Here is a 20,168-nt window from a genome sequence, read left to right as displayed (position 1 = left end):
TATCATAAATGTCCGGGTTTCCTTCGTCAATTAAGACAATTTGAATGTATCTTTTACGAATTGAACGACTTCTTCTGTTGTACTCATAGAAAGAATTTGTTCTTTAAAAGATTCCGCCTCTTTTTTAGAAAGCTTGCTGATTTGCGTTCTTGCCGGAAGAATCGATGTTGCGCTCATTGAGAATTCGTCAAGGCCAAGGCCGAGAAGAATCGGAATCGCAATTTCGTCCCCAGCCATTTCGCCGCACATGCCGACCCATTTTCCTTCTTTATGAGCCGCTTCAATGACAAGCGTAATTAAGCGGAGAATCGCAGGGTTGTACGGCTGATAAAGGTATGAAACGCGTTCGTTCATCCGGTCGGCAGCCATTGTGTATTGAATCAGGTCATTTGTTCCGATGCTGAAGAAATCAACTTCTTTCGCAAACTGGTCGGCTATAACCGCAGTCGACGGAATTTCAACCATCATGCCGACTTCGATGTCATCGGACACCTTGTGGCCTTCTGATTGAAGCTTTTCTTTTTCTTCAAGGAGAATCGCTTTCGCTTCTTTGAATTCATTAACGGTCGCGATCATAGGGAACATAATTTTCAAGTTTCCATATGTACTTGCCCGTAGCAGCGCACGAAGCTGCGTTCTGAAAATCTCCTGCTCATCCAGGCAAAGACGGATGGCTCTGTATCCTAAGAAAGGATTCATTTCTTTTGGCAGTTCCAAGTATGGAAGCTCTTTGTCTCCGCCGATATCAAGGGTACGAACGACAACGGATTTGCCTTCCATACGCTCGAGAACGGTTTTATAGGCATCGAATTGCTCTTCTTCTGTTGGAAGCTGGTCTCTTCCCATGTAAAGGAACTCTGTGCGGTAAAGTCCGACGGCTTCGCCTCCATTTTCGAGAACGCCTTTTACATCGTCAGGCGTACCGATGTTGGCGGCAAGTTCGACATGATGGCCGTCTTTTGTGACGGTCGGCTCGTTGACGAGCTTGGCCCATTCAGCTTTTTGCTCCAGGAACTTTTGGTGTTTTTGTTCGTATTGAGCGATGATCTCTTGTGAAGGATCAACGATCACATCGCCATTGATGCCGTCGACGATAACAGTCACGCCGTTTTGAATTTCCTTCGTCGCCGCTTTCGTACCGACAACCGCAGGAATTTCCAAAGAGCGGGCCATGATGGCTGAGTGGGACGTACGTCCGCCGATATCCGTTGTAAACCCTTTAACAAAACGGCGGTTCAGCTGCGCTGTATCAGACGGAGTCAAGTCACCGGCAACGATGACCACTTCTTCGGAAATCAAGCTCGGATTCGGAATATCGACGCCGAGAAGATGTCCTGTGACGCGCTTCGTGACATCACGGATGTCTGCTGCGCGTTCCTTCATATATTCGTTATCCATTGACTCGAACATGGATACGAACATGTCAGCCGTCTCTTTCAAAGCAAATTCCGCATTCACGGAATCTGATTTGATTTTTTCTTTTACAGGGTTTAACAGCTCAGGATCGCTCAATACTAAAAGATGCGCGGAAAAAATTTCTGCTTTATCTTCGCCAAGCTCTTTCAAAGCATGGCTTTTAATCGTTTCAAGCTCTTTTTTTGAATCCTCGATTGCTTGGTCAAAACGATTAACTTCCGCTTCAAAATCAGAGATGTTTTTCTTTTCAACCGTTAGATCAGGCTCCTCAAGCCGATATGCTTTTGCAATTGCAATACCGGCTGAAGCTCCTATTCCTTTTAATTCAAGCATTACTCGCCAAGTCCTTCGCTTTTCATTGTATCTTCCAATGCAGCAAGTGCATCATTCTCGTCAGCACCTGAAGCAGAAATCGTAATTTCGGCACCTTTCGCAATGCCAAGAGACATAACGCCCATAATTGATTTTAGATTTACGGTTTTACCGTTATATTCCAAATTGATATCTGCATCGTATTTGCTTGCAGTTTGTACGAGAACAGTCGCAGGACGTGCGTGGATACCAGAGTCTGCAGTTACTTTAAACGTTTTTTGTGCCATTTTAATCAATCTCCTTTTAGCTTTAATACATTCACAATATTATATCATACAGCCGCACATGTCATCTGACAAGTACGGCCATTTTATGAACTTATTTTTCGATGCGGACGATTTCGTCTTGTGTCATGCTGACAGAGCCTTCCACATTAAGGCTTACGCTTTCGCCTTCTTTCAGGTTTGTGAAAACGATTGGCGTCATGAGAGACGGTACTTTATCCTTCACTTTTTCAATGTCGACTTCAAGCATTTTCTGTCCCGGTTCAACGCGGTCTCCTTCAGAAACAAACGCCGTGAAGCCTTCCCCTTTCAAGCTGACGGTATCGATTCCAAAGTGAATCAGAATTTCTCTGCCGCCGTCGGATTGCAGGCCGATCGCATGCTTTGTCGGGAAGACGTTAAGCACTTTCCCTTTCACAGGAGAAACGACCGTACCTTCTGAAGGGAGAATCGCAAATCCGTCGCCCATCATTTTGCCTGAGAATACTTGGTCAGGAACGTCCGTGATCGGGTGAATCTCTCCGGAAAGCGGTGAAACAAACACTTCTTCTCCCGCTTCATTTTGAAGAGGCTCTACCATGACTTCTTCAACCTGCTGTTCAACTTCGCCGCCGGCATCCGGGGCTTTTGCAGGTCTTGGCGTCCGACCTGACATGATATCCTGCATTTGCGATTTCAAATTGTCAGACTTAGGTCCAAAGATGGCCTGAATGTTGTTTCCGACCTCAAGAACTCCAGATGCACCAAGCTTTTTCAAGCGTTCTTTGTCAACTTTTTTCTGGTCGTTGACCGTTACGCGCAGCCTTGTGATACAAGCATCAAGGTGCTTGATGTTTTCTTTATCTCCCATTGCGGCAAGAATTTCATAAGGCAGATCTCCCGTCGTTTCCCCGCCGCCTTCAGAAGCGGTTTCGGCTGCGGCATCCTCGCGGCCCGGCGTTTTCAGGTTGAACTTGCGGATCGCAAATCGGAACCCGAAGTAGTAAATAACGGCAAGCACCAAACCGACAGGAATGACAAGCCACCATGCCGTACGGTTAGGCAGAATTCCGAACAGGAAGAAATCGATCAGCCCGCCGGAGAATGTCATACCGATTTTGACGTGCAAGATGTCCATTATCATGAAAGACAGTCCTGCGAACACGCAGTGAATCGCAAACAGAATCGGTGCGACGAACAGGAATGAAAATTCAAGCGGTTCAGTAATCCCCGTCAGGAAAGATGTCAACGCGGCTGAACCCATGATGCCGGCAACAAGCTTTTTGTTTTCCGGTTTTGCTTCATGATAAATTGCAAGCGCAGCAGCAGGCAGACCGAACATCATGAACGGATATTTACCTGTCATAAATGTTCCTGCGGTCAATTGGACGCCGTCTTTAATCTGCGCCATGAAAATCCGCTGGTCACCGCGGACGATTTCTCCGGCTTTATCGGTATAGCTGAAGAACTCATACCAGAACGGAGAATAGAAAATGTGGTGCAAACCGAACGGAATCAACGCGCGCTCGATGATACCGAAGACAAACGCGGCCAGTGCCTCGTTTGCAGCAAGGAGCCCGTTTGAGAAGCTGTTAAGGGCGCCTTGGATCGGCGGCCAGACAATCAGCATGATCAGACCGAGAATTAATGCACAGACAGACGTTACAATCGGAACAAAACGCTTTCCGGCAAAGAATCCCAAATATTGCGGAAGTTCGATTTTGTAAAATTTGTTGTACATGGCGGCAGCCAGAACACCGACGATAATCCCGCCGAATACCCCGGTTGCCAATGTCGGAATTCCCAGCATTGTTGTGTAAGCCGGATGGTTTTCCGTGAAAAATTTCGCTCTTTCAACTGCATCGCTCGGAATGGTACCGTTTTGCAAAAGCACCGCGCTCATCGTTACATTCATGACAAGGTATCCGATAATGGCGGCAATTCCTGCGACTCCGTCTCCATTTGCAAGCCCGATGGCGACCCCGACCGCAAACAGGAGCGGAAGGTTGGAGAAGACGATGTCTCCCGAATTTTCCATAACCTTTGCAATGAGCTGGACCGTGCCATTGGTCAGGAACGGCGCGACCTTTGTCATTTGCGGATTTTGCATGGCGTTACCGAGGGCAAGCAGGATACCTGCGGCCGGTAAAATCGCAACAGGAAGCATGAGCGCCCGTCCGATTTTTTGCAGAACGCCGAATAGCGATTTAAACATGGTGTATACCCCCTCTAAGGATAGTTTGACCTTACAGCAAAAAAACATGACAAACACATTCAAAAGACATTCTTTTTCAATTTAACCGTTTACATTTCCTTTTTTAAACGACAAAAAGGCATGGTGAAAGCGGGTACACAAAGAAACGAAAGACAGCGTCTTCATTTCCTCCCTTTTTTCACTCATGCCTGATCGAATCAGTAACACGTTATAAAGGTGTTTATGAAATTTTATTAGTCAAACGGTACAAATGTAATGTTAAGTAAACGGCTTCTGCCTCATGAACAGGTTTCTTGAGCGATTGCTGCAAGATTTTGATCATCTTCCAAGCAGTATTGTAACATAGCGGATATTCCGTTTTCAACAACAACATTAATTTTTCCGGTTCCTGAGTCGGCTCTTCCCGCGTAATCCTGTCGATCGTAAAACGCAGGTGCCGTATCAGGCGCAAATAGTTGACGCTTTCCCTGTTCACCTTCATTTGAAAGGCGTCTTCAATCACCTGGACAAGCTTCGAAATGAGCTGCGAATGCTGATTGACTTCCGAAAGCGGCCTGTTTGTCAAAGCGCTGTGAATATGAAGGGCAATAAAACCGATCTCCCCTTCCGGAAGCTGAATGCCCGATTGTTCATTAATCATGTCAACAGCTTCTTTGGCGACTTCGTATTCTTTCGGATAAAGGGATTCCGTCTCAAGCAAAAACGGATTTTTCATATCAAAGCCTTGTTCCAATCGCTTGACAGCAAATGCGATATGATCTGTCAGCGCGACATGGATATGTTCATTGAGCGGCTGGCCGATTTTTTGCGCGATATGGTAAATGACATCATTGGCGATATCGACCATTTTTTCATCGACATATGTGAGGAGCTTCTTATACTGCGATTGTTCTTTATCATTTTCCAGAATAAACATTTTTTCATAGTTCTCGTGTTCGATAAGATCTCCGCGCTTTTTGCCAAACCCGATCCCTTTTCCAATCAAAACGGCTTCCTTATAGTCTTCATGAAGGGCGATTAAAACGTTGTTGTTGAGTACCTTTTCAACGGTGAAGGATCTGTTCACGATCCTCAGCTCCTTTTTGTCATTCAATCTCTCATATCGTACAAAACTCATGAAAGCGCGTCAATTTATTTTGCCGTTTTTGATGAAAAATGTCGAATTTTTATCACTGATATTTCACTTATACTGTCGATCTTTCAATCAATCTGTAGGAGACGACCTGCTTTTCCGGCTCCTCCCCTTTGATTCTGTTTTGGAGAAGACGAAAGGCGTGCCTCCCCATTTCCTTCGTCTTGATTTCGATCGTTGAAATGCCGAGCACTTCGCTGATCGGCTGGTTATCGCAGCTTAATAAGGCAAGGGTTCCGGGAATATCGACACGGTGTTTTTTCGCCTCAAGATAAAGCCCTGCTGATACTTGATCATTGGCCACAAAAATCGCAGTCGGTTTTTCGTCCATTCTGCTCCATTTGGAAAACAGCTTTTGCCCGTCGGTAATCGTCAGCGATCGTTCAAAAACCCACTCATCCCGGTAAGGTTCACCGATGGCTTCAAGCGCTTCCTGATACGCCGCCAGCCGGAAATGGCTGTTCACACCGTGTTTGCGCACCAAGCCGATCGCTATTTTTCGATGGCCTTTTCCGATCAAAAAATCGAGCCCGCGGCGAAACGCTTCATGATGCGGGATGCTGACCGTTGAAAAACGGGGATCCTTTGAATCCTGGCACAGAATGAACGGACCCGTATCCCGCCAATTCAAAAGCTCTTCATCTGACATCGCTTTCGAACAAAAAATCAAGCCGTCCACCTGCCGCTGTTTCAGCTGTTCTAACGCAAACATTTCCTTTTCAAGCTGATAATCCGTCTGATAAAGCGCAAAATGGACCCCGGACTTGGCCGCTTCCTCGGCGATGCCTTCGATCAGTTCGCTGAAATACGGCATGCTGACCGTCGGCAGCACAACGCCGATCATGTTTGAAAAGCCTTTCGACAGATGAACTGCATGCACGTTTCTCGTATATTCGAGCCGTTCGATCGTTTCAAGAACCTTTTTCCGCTTTTCTTCCTTCACGTAAGGATGGCCGTTAAGAACCCTTGAAACGGTCGTAATTGAAACACCGGCAGCTTCGGCTATTTCCCTGATATTCGCCATTCGTTTCCCTTCTTTCATTTCATTCTTGCTCTGAAATGCGTTTCATACTCTAAAATGAAAACAGCATCGGTGCTGATCACGTTTTCATTTCAGAAAGGAGAAGAAATATGGGTATTTTTATTCTGATCTTCTTATGCATCATCATCGTACTGTCTTCAAAAGCAGCGATGAGGCCGCTCAACGAAAAACATAAAGTCGAGCCGTTCCGCTCTTTTGACGACTTTTTCATTTCAAAGGATTGATTTCTCTCTTTAAGTGTAAAAGATGTCAAAATAAAGAGGAAGAGAATTCACGGTTTATCATCTACAAAAAAGAACCCGCAGCAAGCGGGTTCCAACATTCAGGAAATCACAGTCAGCTCTTTCGGGAACCGGGTAAGCGCTTCTGCGCCGTCTGATGTAACGAGCACATCATCTTCGATTCGGACCCCGCCGATTTCCGGTACATAGATGCCGGGCTCAATCGTATATACCATTCCTTCTTTTAACAGCTCATCATTGTTATGGCTCATGGACGGATATTCGTGGGGTGAGATTCCGAGCCCATGGCCGAGGCGGTGCGGAAAATAGTCTCCGTAACCGGCTTTTTCGATAATTCCCCGCGCTTTTAAATCGAGATCGCCGATTCTGACGCCGGGCCTGCTCATTTCAAGGGCAGCGGTTTCGGCTTGGAGGACGGTTTCGTAAATGTCTTTTTGGCGGTCGCTCGCGTTTTTGAAGACGAGCGTCCTCGTAATGTCAGAGCAATACCCGTCGATGATGACGCCCAGATCAAAAAGGACAAAATCGCCCGTTCTTAATGTCCGGCTGCCGGGATTGCCGTGCGGCTGGCCAGATTTTTCCCCGAATAAGACCATCGTGGAAAACGACATCCCCTGAATTCCCTTTTTCTTCAACTCATATTCGATTTTGGCGACGACATCGATTTCCGCGATGCCCTCTGTTAGAGCGGCTGCCCCCGCTTCAACCCCGTAGTCGGCAAGCTTTGCCGCTTCGCGGAGAATGCCGATTTCCTTTTCATCCTTAACGACGCGAAGTTCGTTCAGCTTTTCTTCCGCGGAAACGAGTTCCGCCCCATTTGTAACGTGCTTCAGCATATCGGCGCGCGACAGGGAGATCGCTTCTTTTTCGACTGCGACCTTCGCAAGGCGCAAGCCGCGTTTTTGGAGCGCGGCTGAAATGAGATCCCACGGATTTTCATGATCCTCATATCCGATGATTTCATACGCCCAGCCGGCCTCTTTCGCCTGATTTTTCTCCATCAGCGGACAAACAAAAAACGGCTCCTCATGCTGAAACACGAAAACGCCCATCAGCCGTTCATGCGGGTCTGTATAAAAGTGAGTCAAATAAAATACATTTTCTTTTGAATGGATAAAAGCTGACGAAATATCTTGTTCCTTCAGCCAGGATGAAAGTTGCTCAATTCTTTTCACGTCCGGTTCCCTCCTAAAAACATGTTGCTTCATCTATATATTGTAGCAGTTTTTTAAGGCGCGTGCCTGATGAAGGCCGGGAAAGGAAAAGGCTGCCGGTTGACACGGCAGCCTTTTGCTACATTAAGATTTTAAAAGCCTGAGTCCGTTTAAGATGACAAGCAGCGTGCTCCCTTCGTGGCCGATGACGCCGAGCGGCAGGTCGAGGATCTGGAGGAAGTTGCTACAGATCAACAGGCAGATGATGCTGAGCGAAAAGATGACGTTTTGTTTAATGATCGTGTTCATTTTCTGTGACAGCCGGATCAGTTTCGTCAATCCCTTCAAATCATTTTTCATAAGCACGATATCCGCCGTTTCGAGCGCTACATCAGTCCCGCCTCCCATGGCGACTCCCACGTCGGCGGACGCGAGAGCTGGTGCATCATTGATCCCGTCTCCGACCATGACGATCGTTCCGTACGTTTCCTTTAGCTTTTCCGCTTCCGTTACTTTGCTGTCAGGCAGACATTCGGATACGACGATGTTCAGTCCCGCTTCCCGCGCGATGGCCGCTGCTGTTTCAGGCTGATCGCCTGTCAGCATCGCAGTCTGAATCCCGAGGCGGTTCAGCTCGCCGATGACCTCTTTCGCCTCTGGCCTGATTTGATCCTTGAGCGCAAAGCAGCCTGCGAGCCGGTCGCCTTTTTTTACGTACACGACCGTTTTTCCTTCCTCGGACAGACGCTTAACCGAATCTCCAAAGGCGCGGATGACCTCACCTTCGCCGACATAGCCGGCTTTGCCGATAAGCCATGTTTCTCCTTCGAATTGCGCTTTCACCCCGAATCCCGAAGTCTCTTCAATCGATACGTTTGCATCAGGGTGAATTCCTTTTGCATCGGCGTACTCGACAATCGCTTTTGCAAGGGGGTGATTTGACTGCTGTTCGATCACAGCCGCGGCGGTCAGGCATTCGTTTTCGGCGATGCCTTCGGCAAGAAGCATATCTTCAACGGCCGGTGCTCCGTACGTGATCGTTCCCGTTTTATCCAATGCGACGATTTTGCTGTTTCCGAGCTTCTCAAGAAAGACGCTTCCTTTAACAAGCAGGCCGTTTCTTGCCCCGTTTGATATCAGCGACAGTGCGGCAGGCATGATCGACGCAACAAGCGCACAAGGCGAGGCGACGACCATAAACACCATCGCTCTGTAGAATGTCTCGCTCCAAGTCCAGCCGAGCATATAATGCGGCAGAAAAAGCAGCAGTCCGACTGCGATCAGAACGCCTTTCACATATACATTTTCAAAGCGTTCAATAAACGCTTGCGACGGAGATACGCTGTTTTGCGCAGATTCGACCAGCTTAATGATTTTTTTGAAAAGCGAGTCCTTGTTCGCCTTTTTGACGCGGACAGTCAAAGAGCCGTTTAAATTGACGGTGCCCGCAAAAACGGCATCTCCGCCCTTTTTTTCAACAGGAATCGATTCGCCCGTAAGCGCGGACTCATCGACACTTGTCTGTCCTGATTCGATTTCACCGTCAGCTGCGATTCGTTCACCGGGTTTGACCATGATGACGTCTCCCGCCTCAAGCTCCGCTGCCGCAACCTTTCTCTGTCTCCCGTCTTCCAATCGGACGGCTTCTTCCGGTTCCAATTTCATCAGGGATGTCAAGTCGCGTTTGCTTTTATTTAGCGTATATGTCTCAAGGGCTCCGCTGAGGGAGAAAATAAAAATCAAAATTGCGCCTTCCGCCCAATAGCCGATCAGGGCGGAGCCAATCGCCGCAAATATCATCAAAAGCTCAACGTTCAGCGTCTTTTCCGATAACGTTTCAAGTATCCCCTCTTTTGCTTTGGCAAAGCCCCCAATGCAAAAAGCGGCGAGAAAAAGGGCGGCAGACAGCGCTTCACGGGCGGAGAACAGCCAGCCTGCGGCAATCAGTATGCCTGATAAAAGAGCCGCAGCCAATTCGCCATGCTGCCTTACATAGTCAAAATTGAAAATCGGATGCCGATGCTCAGTCTTATTTCGAATCTCTAATTGCATTGTTGGTTCCTCCTAATTGAGAATGTAATTCATCGTCAATTTCCTTATAAAAAACAAATTGCCGCCTTCTACGGCAGCATAAAAAGTAAAGATTTCAGTCATTTGATAGCTATTCCCGCTTTATGCGATGCAAAAACGGGAACGTTCATTTTTATTATAGCATGGTATCTTCACGTTTCAACTAATAATTATTATAATTTCTTTTTGATATTAATTATCATTTGCATCAAATCATAAAAAAAGCCGAAAGAAATTTTCAGCTTTTTTTCTCCGCCCATTCCTTCATTTGTTCAACGGTGATCGGCCCGACGACCGATTTCTCCAGCTCCCCTTTTTCGTTAATGAAAAACGTCGAAGGGATCGTCATGACGTTGTACGCCTTCATTATGTCTCCATCGCGGTCAAAAACGATCGGAAATGACAGGTTGTTCGCTTTAATAAAACGATTCACCGCCTGTTCGTTTTTCTCCGCATTCAAGAGGTTGACGGTAATAAGTCTTACGTCTTCATGCTTCTTATCGTAATAGGATTGAAAGCGGGGAAGCTCTTCTCGGCACGGCGGGCACCAGGTCGTCCAAAAATGGATGATCGTTTTTTGCCCTTCGGCGGGAATGACGACCCGCTCTCCTTCTATCGTTTTCATGTGCATCACCGCCGGCGACACATGTTTGGCGGCCGCAGAAGGCTGAAAAGCGAACATCCCTGCCAAAAGCAAAAAAATAAGTGAATAACGCATCATGCCATATCTTTTCATCGTATCTCCCTTTCTTTTTTTATTAGCTTCCCCGGGAGACGAAAAAACTATGAAGATCAGCGGCTCTCGATTCGCGGAGATCCCGTTTTATTTGTTAACATCAAGGTCACGCCCAGCTCCTTGCAAATCGTGACATAATGGAGAGCCGTCAAAAGAAGCATTCCTGTGTTCATCGCGAGAATAACCCCCGTCATCTGCAGCTCCTCCATCGAACCGAGGATATACATCATCAAAAACGATACGGCGCTTGCCCAGACATTGTGGTAAAAGGCGTCTTTGACAAGGCCCATCCCGATCAGGCATGCTTGAAACGGCATCACAAAAAAGTGGAATAAAAAATACGGCCAAAGCAGCTTCAGGTAAAACGCCGCTTTTACTGAATCAAAAAACAAATGGGTCAGCGGTTCTGCAAAATGATACATCACCATCACAGACGGTATACCGTAAAGCAGCGTGATGAAAATCGCCTGTTTGATCCGTTTGATGACCCTGTCGTATTGCCTGTACGCATAGCTTTCGGAAATGCTCGGAATCATGACGACCATAAGCGAATGGGCGATAAAAGCCGGAAAAAAACCGATCGACATCGCAACTCCCGAAAGCATGCCGAACTGATCGACGGCCCCCGTTTTAGAAACGCCCGCGGCAATCAGCGTCCCTTTCACCAAAAAAGGCTCGACCGCATTTGTGACGGCATGGAAAACGCGCATGCCGGTAGTCGGTATGGAAACGGTGAGCAGCCGTTTCAACACATCGCTTCTCCGCAAATGGACATGCTGCCCCTTTGCGGCGGCCCGCCTGACCAAAATAAACTGGGAATACAAATAAACGAACACGACGACTTCGCTTGCAACGAGCACAAACACTGAGATCAAAACAGACGTATCGATTTCAAAGGAATACCATTGAAAAAATAAAAACAAGCCGATAAGCTGAAAGATTTTTTTCAATGCATTCGCCGTCGCGATTTTCCCCATTTGCTGGACGCCCATAAAGTAGCCTCTTGCAATCGAGGTAAATGCGACGGTTGGAATCATGCCGATCACAAGGCCTCTGATAAAAGGATGGTAAGAATCAAAAATCGGGATAAAGGGAAGGATGACGGCGGCAGCCGCCGTGGAAAACGCCGTACAAAGCGCCGTCAATCGAAAAGCATGTTTCAGCATGCTTTCATGCAGCTTCGGATTGGATTCCGCGATAAATTTTGATATAGAAACGGGAAGTTCGAGACTCGCGATCACCACAACCAAAAAAATTGAAGGTAAAACACTCATATAGAGCCCCATGCCATGCTCCCCAAGCTCCCGCGCGAGAATCATGTTAATGACGAACTCAAGGCATTCTGCAAAAAAAGCAGCTACCGATAGAAGAATGATTCCTTTCACAAAACGGTTCATGAGGTCTCTCCTTGTCTCAAGGGTTATACCCCATCATATGAGACAAGTTCAAAAATTATTTTATTTTTCATCCTATCAAATATAAAAAAGCCAAGGCTGTAGAGCCCCGGCTTTTGCGGTCAAATCGCAAACACGTGATTGCCGATGCGTTTGACGATTTTTCTCGTTTTAATCCAGTTGTCCGATGCAGTGTCCGGATTATAAAAATATAAAGCGTTTGTTTCTTTTTTATGTTGATCGACCGCTTCTTCGACAGCTTTCTTCGATTCGCGGTCCGCTTTATGGTTGATGCTCCCGTTAAGAACAGGCTCAAAAGCGTTTTTTTGGTAAATCACGCTTTTTACGCTGTCGGGAAACCCATGGTGCTCCACACGGTTCAGCACGACGTCGGCCACAGCGACCTTTCCTGCAAAAGGCTCGCCTTTGGCTTCAGCGTGCACAAGCCTTGACAATAAATCTTTCTCCCCGCCCGTCAATTTCGGCTCTTCTTTCTCTTCGCCTTTCCTTTCATGGCGCGGCCGGGGCGCAAGTTCGATGATCGTTTTTTCATCGGTCATATGGGAAAAAGCAGGATGTGGTTCCCGGTCAATGCTTGAAAGCAGCCGGTCCATTTCCTGTCTGTCTTTTTTCGAGAATATCTTGACGGCCTGTGTATGTTCGATTTTTGCCGCAGGGAGCATGCAGATTATAAAAGCAGCTATCGCAGCAATTTTCGATTTCATTCCATTCCTCCTAGTCAACCACTTCGAAAAAACATATGTATTACGGTAGCAAGACAAACCGTTCATTTCACTAATAAATTTTTGGCAGGCCTTCCATCAAAGCGTCCAGCTGGCACATTATTGTATAGACAGGGCACGGATTTTACAGAAAAAAACAAAACATCCAGCAATACTTGTGCTGAATGTATAGGATTTCATCATATAAAAAGGCTTTCTCATCGGTTGAGAAAGCCTTTTAGCTTCTTGGCTCTTTCATGTATTGAAAAATGACGTCTCCCCCGCGCTGGGCAATCCCCCGAAAGTGCTTGAAATCCTCCTGCTTCGTCAAGATGGCTCTAAAAGAAAGAAAATCCTCTTTTTTCACGCGAAATTCATGAATGTTTCCCGATCTCAAGTTCTCGATGTGCTCCATAGCATTTTCCTCTGTCAACTTGTCCCTCTCCTTCCTTTTAAAAATCACCTTTAACTAATTAACTATACCACTAAGCAAAAACGCGTACAACAATTGTCACGTTCTCCCCCATTTCGCTTTACTTCTCTATGAAAATATTGCAAAATACTTTCAATAGGCAAAAACATTTTATAAGGAGAGGAAGCCACGTGAAAATTGCAAAAGTCGGGAACGTCATCGAATTTAAAAACGGACTCACCGGAGTCGTTGAAAAAGTAAACGAAAACTCGGTCATCGTTGATGTCACGATTATGGACAACTACAGAGACTTAGAATTGGACTCCTTAACCGTCGTCAACCATAAAAACTACAAAATTATAAAAGACTCCTTTCATTAATCAAATCTCCGATTCATCATGTTTTTCCACGCAATCTGCAACAATTTCCGCACGAGCTTCTAAAGAAGGAAAAACCGCCGTCTGGCTGGGTACGGCGGTTTTTCTCGATCTTCCTGCATTACCTAATGTACCTTTCTCCCATAAAATTAATGGAAATCAAGTCTATTCTATATAAAGAAGCACACAAAAAATGAATATTGACACAGAAACCTCGTTAGAAGGAACGGTATTCGCCTGATTCCTTTAGAAATAAAACATAGAATTAATTTCCTGCTCTCAGCTTTTTTACGAAAAGTAATTCATCCCGGATTGGAATCCCGTTATCGGCTTTCAAAGGAATCTCAGGTTTTATTTTTCTGGCTTTTTCAACTGCGTTCACATACAATTCCGCAAACGCATAACCTCTCTTTTGATAAAAGCCGATCGCCCTTATATTATCGTTGGTTGTGATTAACTTCACGCTTTCGCACCGTTCTTGCTCAGATGCCCGCTCCACTTCTTTTAAAAGGGCAGACCCGATCCCTTTATTTTCAATGATGCTGTCCAATGAGACAATTTCGCATTCGTTTTCATCCATGACGAACGTAATTAAACCTATGATGTCCCCTTTTTCATCCAATGCGGCATAACCTTCTAATTCATCGCATTGAAATGAACCATTGGAATTTACCATGACAGGGCTCCCCCAATGTGTGCTAAAAAATTGCGCAACCGCCGATTTCGGCAAATCGCTTGTTGGCATGACTTTCATTTCTTCCCCTCCCTGTATTTTCCCATTGTTTTTCAATCTTTTCATATTATAAACTTGTCATACATTAGTCTATATCGTGTATGCACAAAGCCTAGCGATACGGCTGTCGGTAAATTTATTTATTTTTCCCTGCATTTGAAGTATTCATTATCAATAAGATAAAGAACGAAGCAATCAAACAAAAAATAATGTCTGTTGCATTCAATGTGTTAAATTGAAATAGCTTTTTTATTCCGAGAATCATCATAAACCCGAAAAAACAGATGGTAAAGAGAGCCAATCCAAAAAACCTCACCTGTCTTGGAATAGACAACCAGCATTTTAAAAGCTTTTCAGAGATTTTGCTCATTTCCCCATCCCCCTATCCATAAATTCACAGTTGGAAACGTTGTACCTTCTAGTCGTTCCTCTAAAAGAATCGGAAACGGCCGCCTTTATTGATAACAATCGATTATTTATAGTTTGCATTCCTGCTCAAGTCTCTCAAAAATTAAATTGCATTCAAGAAGATAACAACCGTCTCTGCTAATTTTATCGTTATTGATGATATATTTCTATGCCTGGCGCAGAAGGGCTTGCAGTATGTAACGCGGCAGTTTAGTTTAATAAAGTGATAGATTCAGCTCTGTAATAAAGATTGTTCATTTATCTCAAAGTTTGATTAAATCAGGTATTTAATGATGATACCCATTTGTGTATAATTAGAAGAATATTCTGATATTTATTATTTCTACAGGTGGGATAGTGATGGAAAAACACGAATATGAGTGGATAAAACAAACGAGACAGGTTTTGCTAGACCAGTGTAAAGAATTGAACGGCAATGATTTTACAAAAGAGTTTGGATTTGGTTTTCAAAGTATAAGAGATTCTTTAGTTCATGTGGCGGGTTGTTATCATGCTTGGCTGGGGTCTTTTGTGCTTTCAGAAACATCTTCACCACTATTAACAAAGGAAGCAATCAATGGTATGCAGATAGAGGATATTCAACATTATTTTCAACAGGCGAATGTATATGTAGATGCTGTATTTGAACAATTCACTGATAAATTTGATGATATTATCGAAAAAGAGCCTTCTTGGAAAGTAGGCAGTGGGGCTGTAAGAAAAACGCCACACCAATTACTAATCCATTCTATTACGCATGAATTTCATCATAAGGGGCAAATTGTAGCAATGCTACGGTTGCTTGGTTATATTCCTAAAAATACAGACATTTTGGGACTACCTGAAAAGGAATTTGCTATACATAAATAATAGATAATGAGTTATTAACCTAACGGGGTGACGGCGTTTCGGTTACGTCTAAGCCGCTGTATAAGCGAAAGGAACTGCTGGCCGGCCTGAATACCGATCATCCTAACGTTAAGGTAGTCGATAGTGTGCGCAGCCGTGCTGCGGATTACTTGAATTAGTCCGCGAGAACAAGATCGAGGGGACGTTATGGAGCGCGTTGATTCGACTTATGCGGAGAACAGGCGGTCAGATCGCTGGCTGAAGGTCGTGAATTACGAATATATCGACGTTTTCACAACTGGAATTTTCGTACTTGGACGGACAATATCCGGTATTATGAGTTTATGCCGAACGATGCCCAGCGGAGGTTGAGCGGATATACGTTAAGAAAGCGGGGAAATCCGTCTATATTGAGCCGATTGGTTGCCGGGTGATACCGATTCAAAACAAAGAAAGGTTGCTGCGGATTCCTTTGTTTCATGAATGGCGTTGAATTGGACGGTCATAATCAGAGGTTGAGACGGATGGATTACGAAACAAAGGGCTATGATATTATGATGATAAGGAGTATCCGGACGTTCGCCATGAACGCTGCGGAACTGCGATTACACGTAAACACCACGAAATACGAACGATGAAGATACGGGATAGGCGACGAACAGACGAACGAAGACGTAAATGAGACAGATGACGGTGTGATCTCATTTTTACACACTTCGATTAACGAATTGAATCGCGCTTCATATTGACGATCTAACATCCGGTCCAGCACGCCTTATAATATCCGGTTAAATTTCAAATAAAAAAAAGACGCGTAACAGCACGCGTCTCGGTCACAACCGCAAACAATCTCCTCGCCCAGTCCACCACTGCAAAATGCCGTTTTTTTACGGGTCACACTATCTGATATATTGCGTGATCTCACTTCGTTTCACACTCCGCTCCAAAACGGAAACATCAACGATTATCCACCGTCTCCGGATACAAATCATGATTCATCAAGCGGTATTCCGCCATTTTCTCGTATTTCGTCCCCGGGCGGCCGTAGTTGGTGTACGGGTCGATCGAGATGCCGCCCCTTGGCGTGAATTTGCCCCAGACTTCGATGTAGCGGGGGTCCATCAATTCGATCAAATCGTTCATGATGATGTTCATGCAGTCTTCGTGAAAGTCTCCATGGTTGCGGAAGCTGAAGAGATACAGCTTTAAAGACTTGCTTTCTACCATTTTTTTATCAGGGATATAGCTGATATAGATCGTCGCGAAATCGGGCTGGCCCGTTTTCGGGCACAGGGATGTGAATTCAGGGCAGTTGAATTTTACGAAGTAGTCCCTGTTTTCGTGCTTATTCGGAAAAGCCTCCAGCACATCCGGAGAATAGTCAAACAAATACTCCGTTCCCTGGTTACCGAGAAGGGTTACGCCTTCTAACTCTGAATCTTTTCTCATCTTATTCTTCCTTTCTATATTAAACTCCCCGTTTGTTTCCCCAGATCAGGGTGTGAAGCTGCGGCAGCACGCGGACGCGGTTTAATTCCGGGTCGCGCGTTACGGCATCGACCAGCTCTTCGTATTTTCGAAGCAGCTTTTCGACGAGCCGCTCCTGTTCTTCTGTATGCACATCTTCGTTTCCGACCTGGAGGTAAAACGGAATTTCTGGATAGCGTTGGTGAACGCTTTTCGCAAATTGAAGGTCTGCCTCTGTGAAAATAACGACCTTCAGGCTTGCTGCAGCCTGCCTGCCGTGTCCTTTTAGCTTGCCGATGATATGGTCAAGCTTTTGAAAATCGGTTTTCATGTTCGAACTTGGCGGCTTTGGCGAGATTGTCAGATCATCGATTTTGGTAAACCAGTCCTGATAGAACGTACCCTGCGTTTCAAGAGCGGTCCGAATATCGTTTTCCTTCAAAAGTGAAATCAGTTCGCCGAGCTGTTTTAACAGCGCCGGGTTGCCTCCTGAAATGGTGACATGCGAAAATGAGTCTCCGCCGATTTCTTTCAGCGACCCGTATATTTCTTCAGCAGCCATCCATTTGATGTCTTTTTTGGCCGATCCGTCCCATGTGAAAGCCGAATCGCACCAGCTGCACGAATAATCGCAGCCGGCGGTTCTGACAAACATCGTTTTCTGGCCGATGACCATTCCTTCTCCCTGAATGGTCGGGCCGAAAATTTCGAGCACCGGAATCGGTTTAGCCATGGTGATCACCTTGTTTTGGGCGGTAGACGACATAGCTTGTCGGCGTTTCCCTGACAAATACTTGAACGCAGTGCGGACGGTTTTCGAGTCCTTCTAAATAGGCCTCGACTTTGTCGTAAATGGCTTTCGCTACAGCCTCGGTCGATGGTATCTGCTCGCGGCTTTCCCCGGAAAATTCCTTGTGATCATTTAAAAGCGTGTGATCGTATTTCCCGTGAATCAATTTTTTAATGGTGCTGAAATTCGCGAGAAAGCCTGACTCATTCAAATGATCTCCGGCAATCGTAATATTGATGGTATACGTATGGCCATGAACCCTGCTGCAAGCGCCCGCGTCTTCCCGCGGAATGAAGTGGGCCGCCGACACCTGCATATCTTTATTCAGTTCGAATGCGTACGGGTGACTTGTTTGCGGGTAGATTTGTGTAAGCAAATTAAGCTCTCTCCCTTTTCATTTTCATATATTCCTGATAGCCGTTTGCGCGCAGTTTGCAGGCCGGGCATTCGCCGCAGCCGTCGGCGATGATGCCGTTGTAGCAGGTCAGCGTCTCGTTTTTGACGAAATCGAGCGCACCCAGTTCATCGGCCAGCTTCCACGTTTCCGCCTTGTTCAGCCACATGAGCGGCGTGTGAATCACAAACGGCCGCTCCATTGCAAGGTTGACGGTAACATTGCACGATTTGACGAATTCATCCCTGCAATCCGGATAGCCGCTGAAATCCGTCTCACAAACGCCTGTTACGATATGGCGCGCGCCGATTTGGTAGGCAAGAATGGAAGCAAATGATAAAAATATAAGGTTTCGTCCGGGAACAAACGTGGACGGAAGCTCGCCTTCTTTCGCCTCGATCTCGATGTCATCCCTTGTCAAGGCATTTGGCGCAAGCTGATTTAAAAGCGCCATGTCAAGCAGATGGTTCTTGACGCCAAGCTTGTCGGCGATGTTTTTCGCGACTTCGATTTCCTGTTGGTGCCGCTGATTATAATGAAAGGTGACCGTTTCCACCTCTTTGAATTGTTGTAGGGCCCATAAAAGGCATGTCGTGCTGTCTTGACCGCCGCTGAAGACGACGATCGCTTTTTCCTGTTTCATAATTCCTCCTTCTCCGCTTTCGCTCATGCTTCTTAAAAAAGCATCGGCAGAACGAAAAAACACCTTCCTTGAAAAGGAAAGGTGTTCTAGCAAACAAACAATAAAAAACGCCATACCCCAAGGATACAGCTTTCCTTAGTTTTTTATAGAGGGTTTTGCTAGAACCTCTCCCGCAGATTTCCCGAGCGGATTTTGTTCAATTTTCTTTCGCCATCTTATCACAAATCCGGATTTTCGCCAAGGGGAAACTCTTAACGGTTCGGCAGCCTTTTGAACATCAGAAAGAAGATGAACACAAGGCTTAACTGGCCGAACAATGGATAGATCGTCGAAATCAATTTTCCGTAGCCGATCTGTCCTGTCAAGTAAACCGTAAGCAGAATGAGGATGAAGATATAAAGGCTTTTCATATGAATGTATTCGTTTATCTGCTTTTCAAGCCCGTACAAATTGCCGATGACCGATGTGAAGACTTCCCCGAAAATGATAAACAGGTAGATGATATGCACGGAGTGCTGAACGATATAGACGACCTGCGCCATCGGGATTTCGTATAAAATGACATTCGGCAATGTGGACAGAGACAAAAAGCTCGCGATTAATACAAGGGTCAGCAGGGTCCCTCCGATTAACGCCCCCTTTTTAATCAGCCGTTCCGATTTCAATTCTGAAGCGATCGGCACAAGCACGGCCTGTGCGAGCGATAAATTAAAAGCGCCGTATGAAACAGCTGCCACAATCCAGTCCGGTTTTGCCGAAAAGCCGGGCAATTTGTGTACGGCAGGGCCGCTGAAGATAAACGAATCAAATAGCACAATCACTGAAAAAAACAGCAATAACGGAACGACGATGACATTGACGCTGAAAATCCCCTTCACGCCGCTCATCATCACGAACAGGCTCAAAGCAATCGTCACGAGCATGCCGGCCTGATTGGAGAGCCCGAGCTGCTCTTCGAAAATCGCTCCGGCTCCTGACAGCATGACAGAAGTCACGCCTAGCAGCACCATGAGCATGAAGATATTGACGAATTTCCCGAGCGTCTGCCCAAACAGGAATTTGTTCAACTCCTGATACGATTTGGCATTGATCCTGACCGAAATCAGCATGATTTTCGCACCGAGAAATGTAAACATCAGCCCGCTGATCAAGATGCCGGCCAAACCCGTCCAGCCGAACCTTAAAAAAAATTCAACGATTTCCCTTCCCGTCGCAAATCCAGCTCCTACAACCGTTCCTACATAGACAAATGCCAGCTGAAAAGCGGATCCTCGTGATTGACTCATATTTCTCCCCCGTAAATTGAAACATGGTTTCCGCAAATTCCCTTTCTCCATCATATGAGACATGTTCCTTAAAAAGAAGGACAAACTTGAAAAACAGGAACGAAAAGGAAA

General features: G+C 45.8%; 21 protein-coding genes and 1 riboswitch. Of the genes, 3 read left to right on the top strand and 18 right to left on the bottom strand.

Features of this window, described 5'->3' with window-relative positions:
* Positions 1–30 precede the first annotated feature (30 nt).
* From ptsP to NSQ39_RS06205, 5 genes are all read right to left on the bottom strand, one after another.
* Positions 31–1,749 (bottom strand): phosphoenolpyruvate--protein phosphotransferase, encoded by a 1,719-nt coding sequence (gene ptsP, locus NSQ39_RS06225; RefSeq protein WP_175077540.1) that lies wholly within the window; start codon positions 1,747–1,749, stop codon positions 31–33.
* A complete protein-coding gene (locus NSQ39_RS06220; RefSeq protein WP_006638411.1) occupies positions 1,749–2,015 on the bottom strand; it encodes a phosphocarrier protein HPr in 267 nt (88 codons plus the stop codon). Before NSQ39_RS06220 ends, ptsP begins: the two co-directional genes overlap by 1 nt.
* A 91-nt stretch (positions 2,016–2,106) precedes the next feature.
* The gene (gene ptsG / locus NSQ39_RS06215; RefSeq protein WP_046132445.1) at positions 2,107–4,206 is read right to left on the bottom strand and encodes a glucose-specific PTS transporter subunit IIBC; all 2,100 of its coding nucleotides are present in this window, start codon (positions 4,204–4,206) and stop codon (positions 2,107–2,109) included.
* Between the two features lie 220 nt (positions 4,207–4,426).
* The gene (gene glcT / locus NSQ39_RS06210; RefSeq protein ID WP_096891708.1) at positions 4,427–5,323 is read right to left on the bottom strand and encodes a glucose PTS transporter transcription antiterminator GlcT; all 897 of its coding nucleotides are present in this window, start codon (positions 5,321–5,323) and stop codon (positions 4,427–4,429) included.
* A 67-nt stretch (positions 5,324–5,390) separates the two neighbouring features.
* Positions 5,391–6,362: a LacI family DNA-binding transcriptional regulator gene (locus NSQ39_RS06205; protein ID WP_216899146.1), complete on the bottom strand. Its 972-nt coding sequence runs from the start codon at positions 6,360–6,362 to the stop codon at positions 5,391–5,393.
* A gap of 107 nt (positions 6,363–6,469) precedes the next feature.
* On the opposite strand from NSQ39_RS06205, the gene NSQ39_RS06200 reads away from it, so the two are divergent.
* Positions 6,470–6,604 (top strand): hypothetical protein, encoded by a 135-nt coding sequence (locus tag NSQ39_RS06200; protein WP_269082057.1) that lies wholly within the window; start codon positions 6,470–6,472, stop codon positions 6,602–6,604.
* 98 nt (positions 6,605–6,702) lie between these two features.
* Here the strand turns inward: NSQ39_RS06200 and NSQ39_RS06195 are convergent, their stop codons facing one another.
* The 6 genes from NSQ39_RS06195 to NSQ39_RS06170 all read right to left on the bottom strand — a co-directional run bounded on the left by NSQ39_RS06195 (position 6,703) and on the right by NSQ39_RS06170 (position 13,113).
* Entirely contained in the window at positions 6,703–7,830 is a 1,128-nt protein-coding gene (locus NSQ39_RS06195) for a M24 family metallopeptidase (RefSeq protein ID WP_202049487.1), read from the bottom strand.
* A gap of 90 nt (positions 7,831–7,920) precedes the next feature.
* Entirely contained in the window at positions 7,921–9,828 is a 1,908-nt protein-coding gene (locus NSQ39_RS06190) for a heavy metal translocating P-type ATPase (protein WP_048353030.1), read from the bottom strand.
* A gap of 256 nt (positions 9,829–10,084) precedes the next feature.
* A complete protein-coding gene (stoA, locus tag NSQ39_RS06185) occupies positions 10,085–10,582 on the bottom strand; it encodes an endospore biogenesis thiol-disulfide oxidoreductase StoA (RefSeq protein ID WP_082142490.1) in 498 nt (165 codons plus the stop codon).
* A 56-nt stretch (positions 10,583–10,638) separates the two neighbouring features.
* Positions 10,639–11,979, bottom strand: a complete 1,341-nt coding sequence (locus NSQ39_RS06180) for a polysaccharide biosynthesis protein (protein ID WP_216899151.1) — start codon at positions 11,977–11,979, stop codon at positions 10,639–10,641.
* Between the two features lie 119 nt (positions 11,980–12,098).
* On the bottom strand, positions 12,099–12,701 hold the full coding sequence (locus tag NSQ39_RS06175) for a cell wall hydrolase (protein WP_216899153.1): 603 nt from the start codon (positions 12,699–12,701) through the stop codon (positions 12,099–12,101).
* Between the two features lie 235 nt (positions 12,702–12,936).
* The gene (locus NSQ39_RS06170) at positions 12,937–13,113 is read right to left on the bottom strand and encodes a hypothetical protein (protein WP_373688024.1); all 177 of its coding nucleotides are present in this window, start codon (positions 13,111–13,113) and stop codon (positions 12,937–12,939) included.
* Between the two features lie 188 nt (positions 13,114–13,301).
* Here NSQ39_RS06170 and NSQ39_RS06165 point away from each other — a divergent pair, with 188 nt between their 5' ends.
* Entirely contained in the window at positions 13,302–13,490 is a 189-nt protein-coding gene (locus NSQ39_RS06165) for a YkvS family protein (RefSeq protein WP_006638423.1), read from the top strand.
* A gap of 262 nt (positions 13,491–13,752) precedes the next feature.
* Here the strand turns inward: NSQ39_RS06165 and NSQ39_RS06160 are convergent, their stop codons facing one another.
* Complete coding sequence (locus NSQ39_RS06160) at positions 13,753–14,241, bottom strand: GNAT family N-acetyltransferase (protein ID WP_175077533.1); 489 nt, start codon at positions 14,239–14,241, stop codon at positions 13,753–13,755.
* Positions 14,242–14,356: 115 nt separating this feature from the next.
* Positions 14,357–14,590 carry a hypothetical protein gene (locus NSQ39_RS06155; protein WP_175077532.1) on the bottom strand — a complete coding sequence of 78 codons (234 nt, stop codon included), beginning with the start codon at positions 14,588–14,590 and terminating at the stop codon, positions 14,357–14,359.
* Positions 14,591–14,988: 398 nt separating this feature from the next.
* On the opposite strand from NSQ39_RS06155, the gene NSQ39_RS06145 reads away from it, so the two are divergent.
* A complete protein-coding gene (locus NSQ39_RS06145) occupies positions 14,989–15,498 on the top strand; it encodes a DinB family protein (protein WP_175077531.1) in 510 nt (169 codons plus the stop codon).
* Positions 15,499–16,434: 936 nt separating this feature from the next.
* Here the strand turns inward: NSQ39_RS06145 and queF are convergent.
* From queF to NSQ39_RS06120, 5 genes are all read right to left on the bottom strand, one after another.
* Positions 16,435–16,926, bottom strand: coding sequence for a preQ(1) synthase (queF, locus tag NSQ39_RS06140; RefSeq protein WP_046132306.1), 492 nt, complete (start codon positions 16,924–16,926; stop codon positions 16,435–16,437).
* Between the two features lie 19 nt (positions 16,927–16,945).
* Positions 16,946–17,677: a 7-carboxy-7-deazaguanine synthase QueE gene (gene queE / locus NSQ39_RS06135; RefSeq protein ID WP_175076237.1), complete on the bottom strand. Its 732-nt coding sequence runs from the start codon at positions 17,675–17,677 to the stop codon at positions 16,946–16,948.
* Positions 17,670–18,110: a 6-carboxytetrahydropterin synthase QueD gene (gene queD / locus NSQ39_RS06130; RefSeq protein WP_175076238.1), complete on the bottom strand. Its 441-nt coding sequence runs from the start codon at positions 18,108–18,110 to the stop codon at positions 17,670–17,672. Before queD ends, queE begins: the two co-directional genes overlap by 8 nt.
* 1 nt (position 18,111) lies before the next feature.
* Positions 18,112–18,771 carry a 7-cyano-7-deazaguanine synthase QueC gene (gene queC / locus NSQ39_RS06125; protein WP_175076239.1) on the bottom strand — a complete coding sequence of 220 codons (660 nt, stop codon included), beginning with the start codon at positions 18,769–18,771 and terminating at the stop codon, positions 18,112–18,114.
* 129 nt (positions 18,772–18,900) lie between these two features.
* A riboswitch (PreQ1 riboswitch) is annotated at positions 18,901–18,945 on the bottom strand.
* Between the two features lie 77 nt (positions 18,946–19,022).
* Positions 19,023–20,057 carry a YkvI family membrane protein gene (locus NSQ39_RS06120; protein ID WP_175076240.1) on the bottom strand — a complete coding sequence of 345 codons (1,035 nt, stop codon included), beginning with the start codon at positions 20,055–20,057 and terminating at the stop codon, positions 19,023–19,025.
* Between the last annotated feature and the right edge of the window lie 111 nt (positions 20,058–20,168).

The organism is Bacillus sp. FSL W8-0848, assembly GCF_038007805.1.
GTDB classification, from domain to species: Bacteria; Bacillota; Bacilli; order Bacillales; family Bacillaceae; genus Bacillus; species Bacillus glycinifermentans.
The sequence above is the reverse complement of the archived record's forward strand: the minus strand, read 5'-3'. Positions and strand labels throughout refer to the sequence as shown.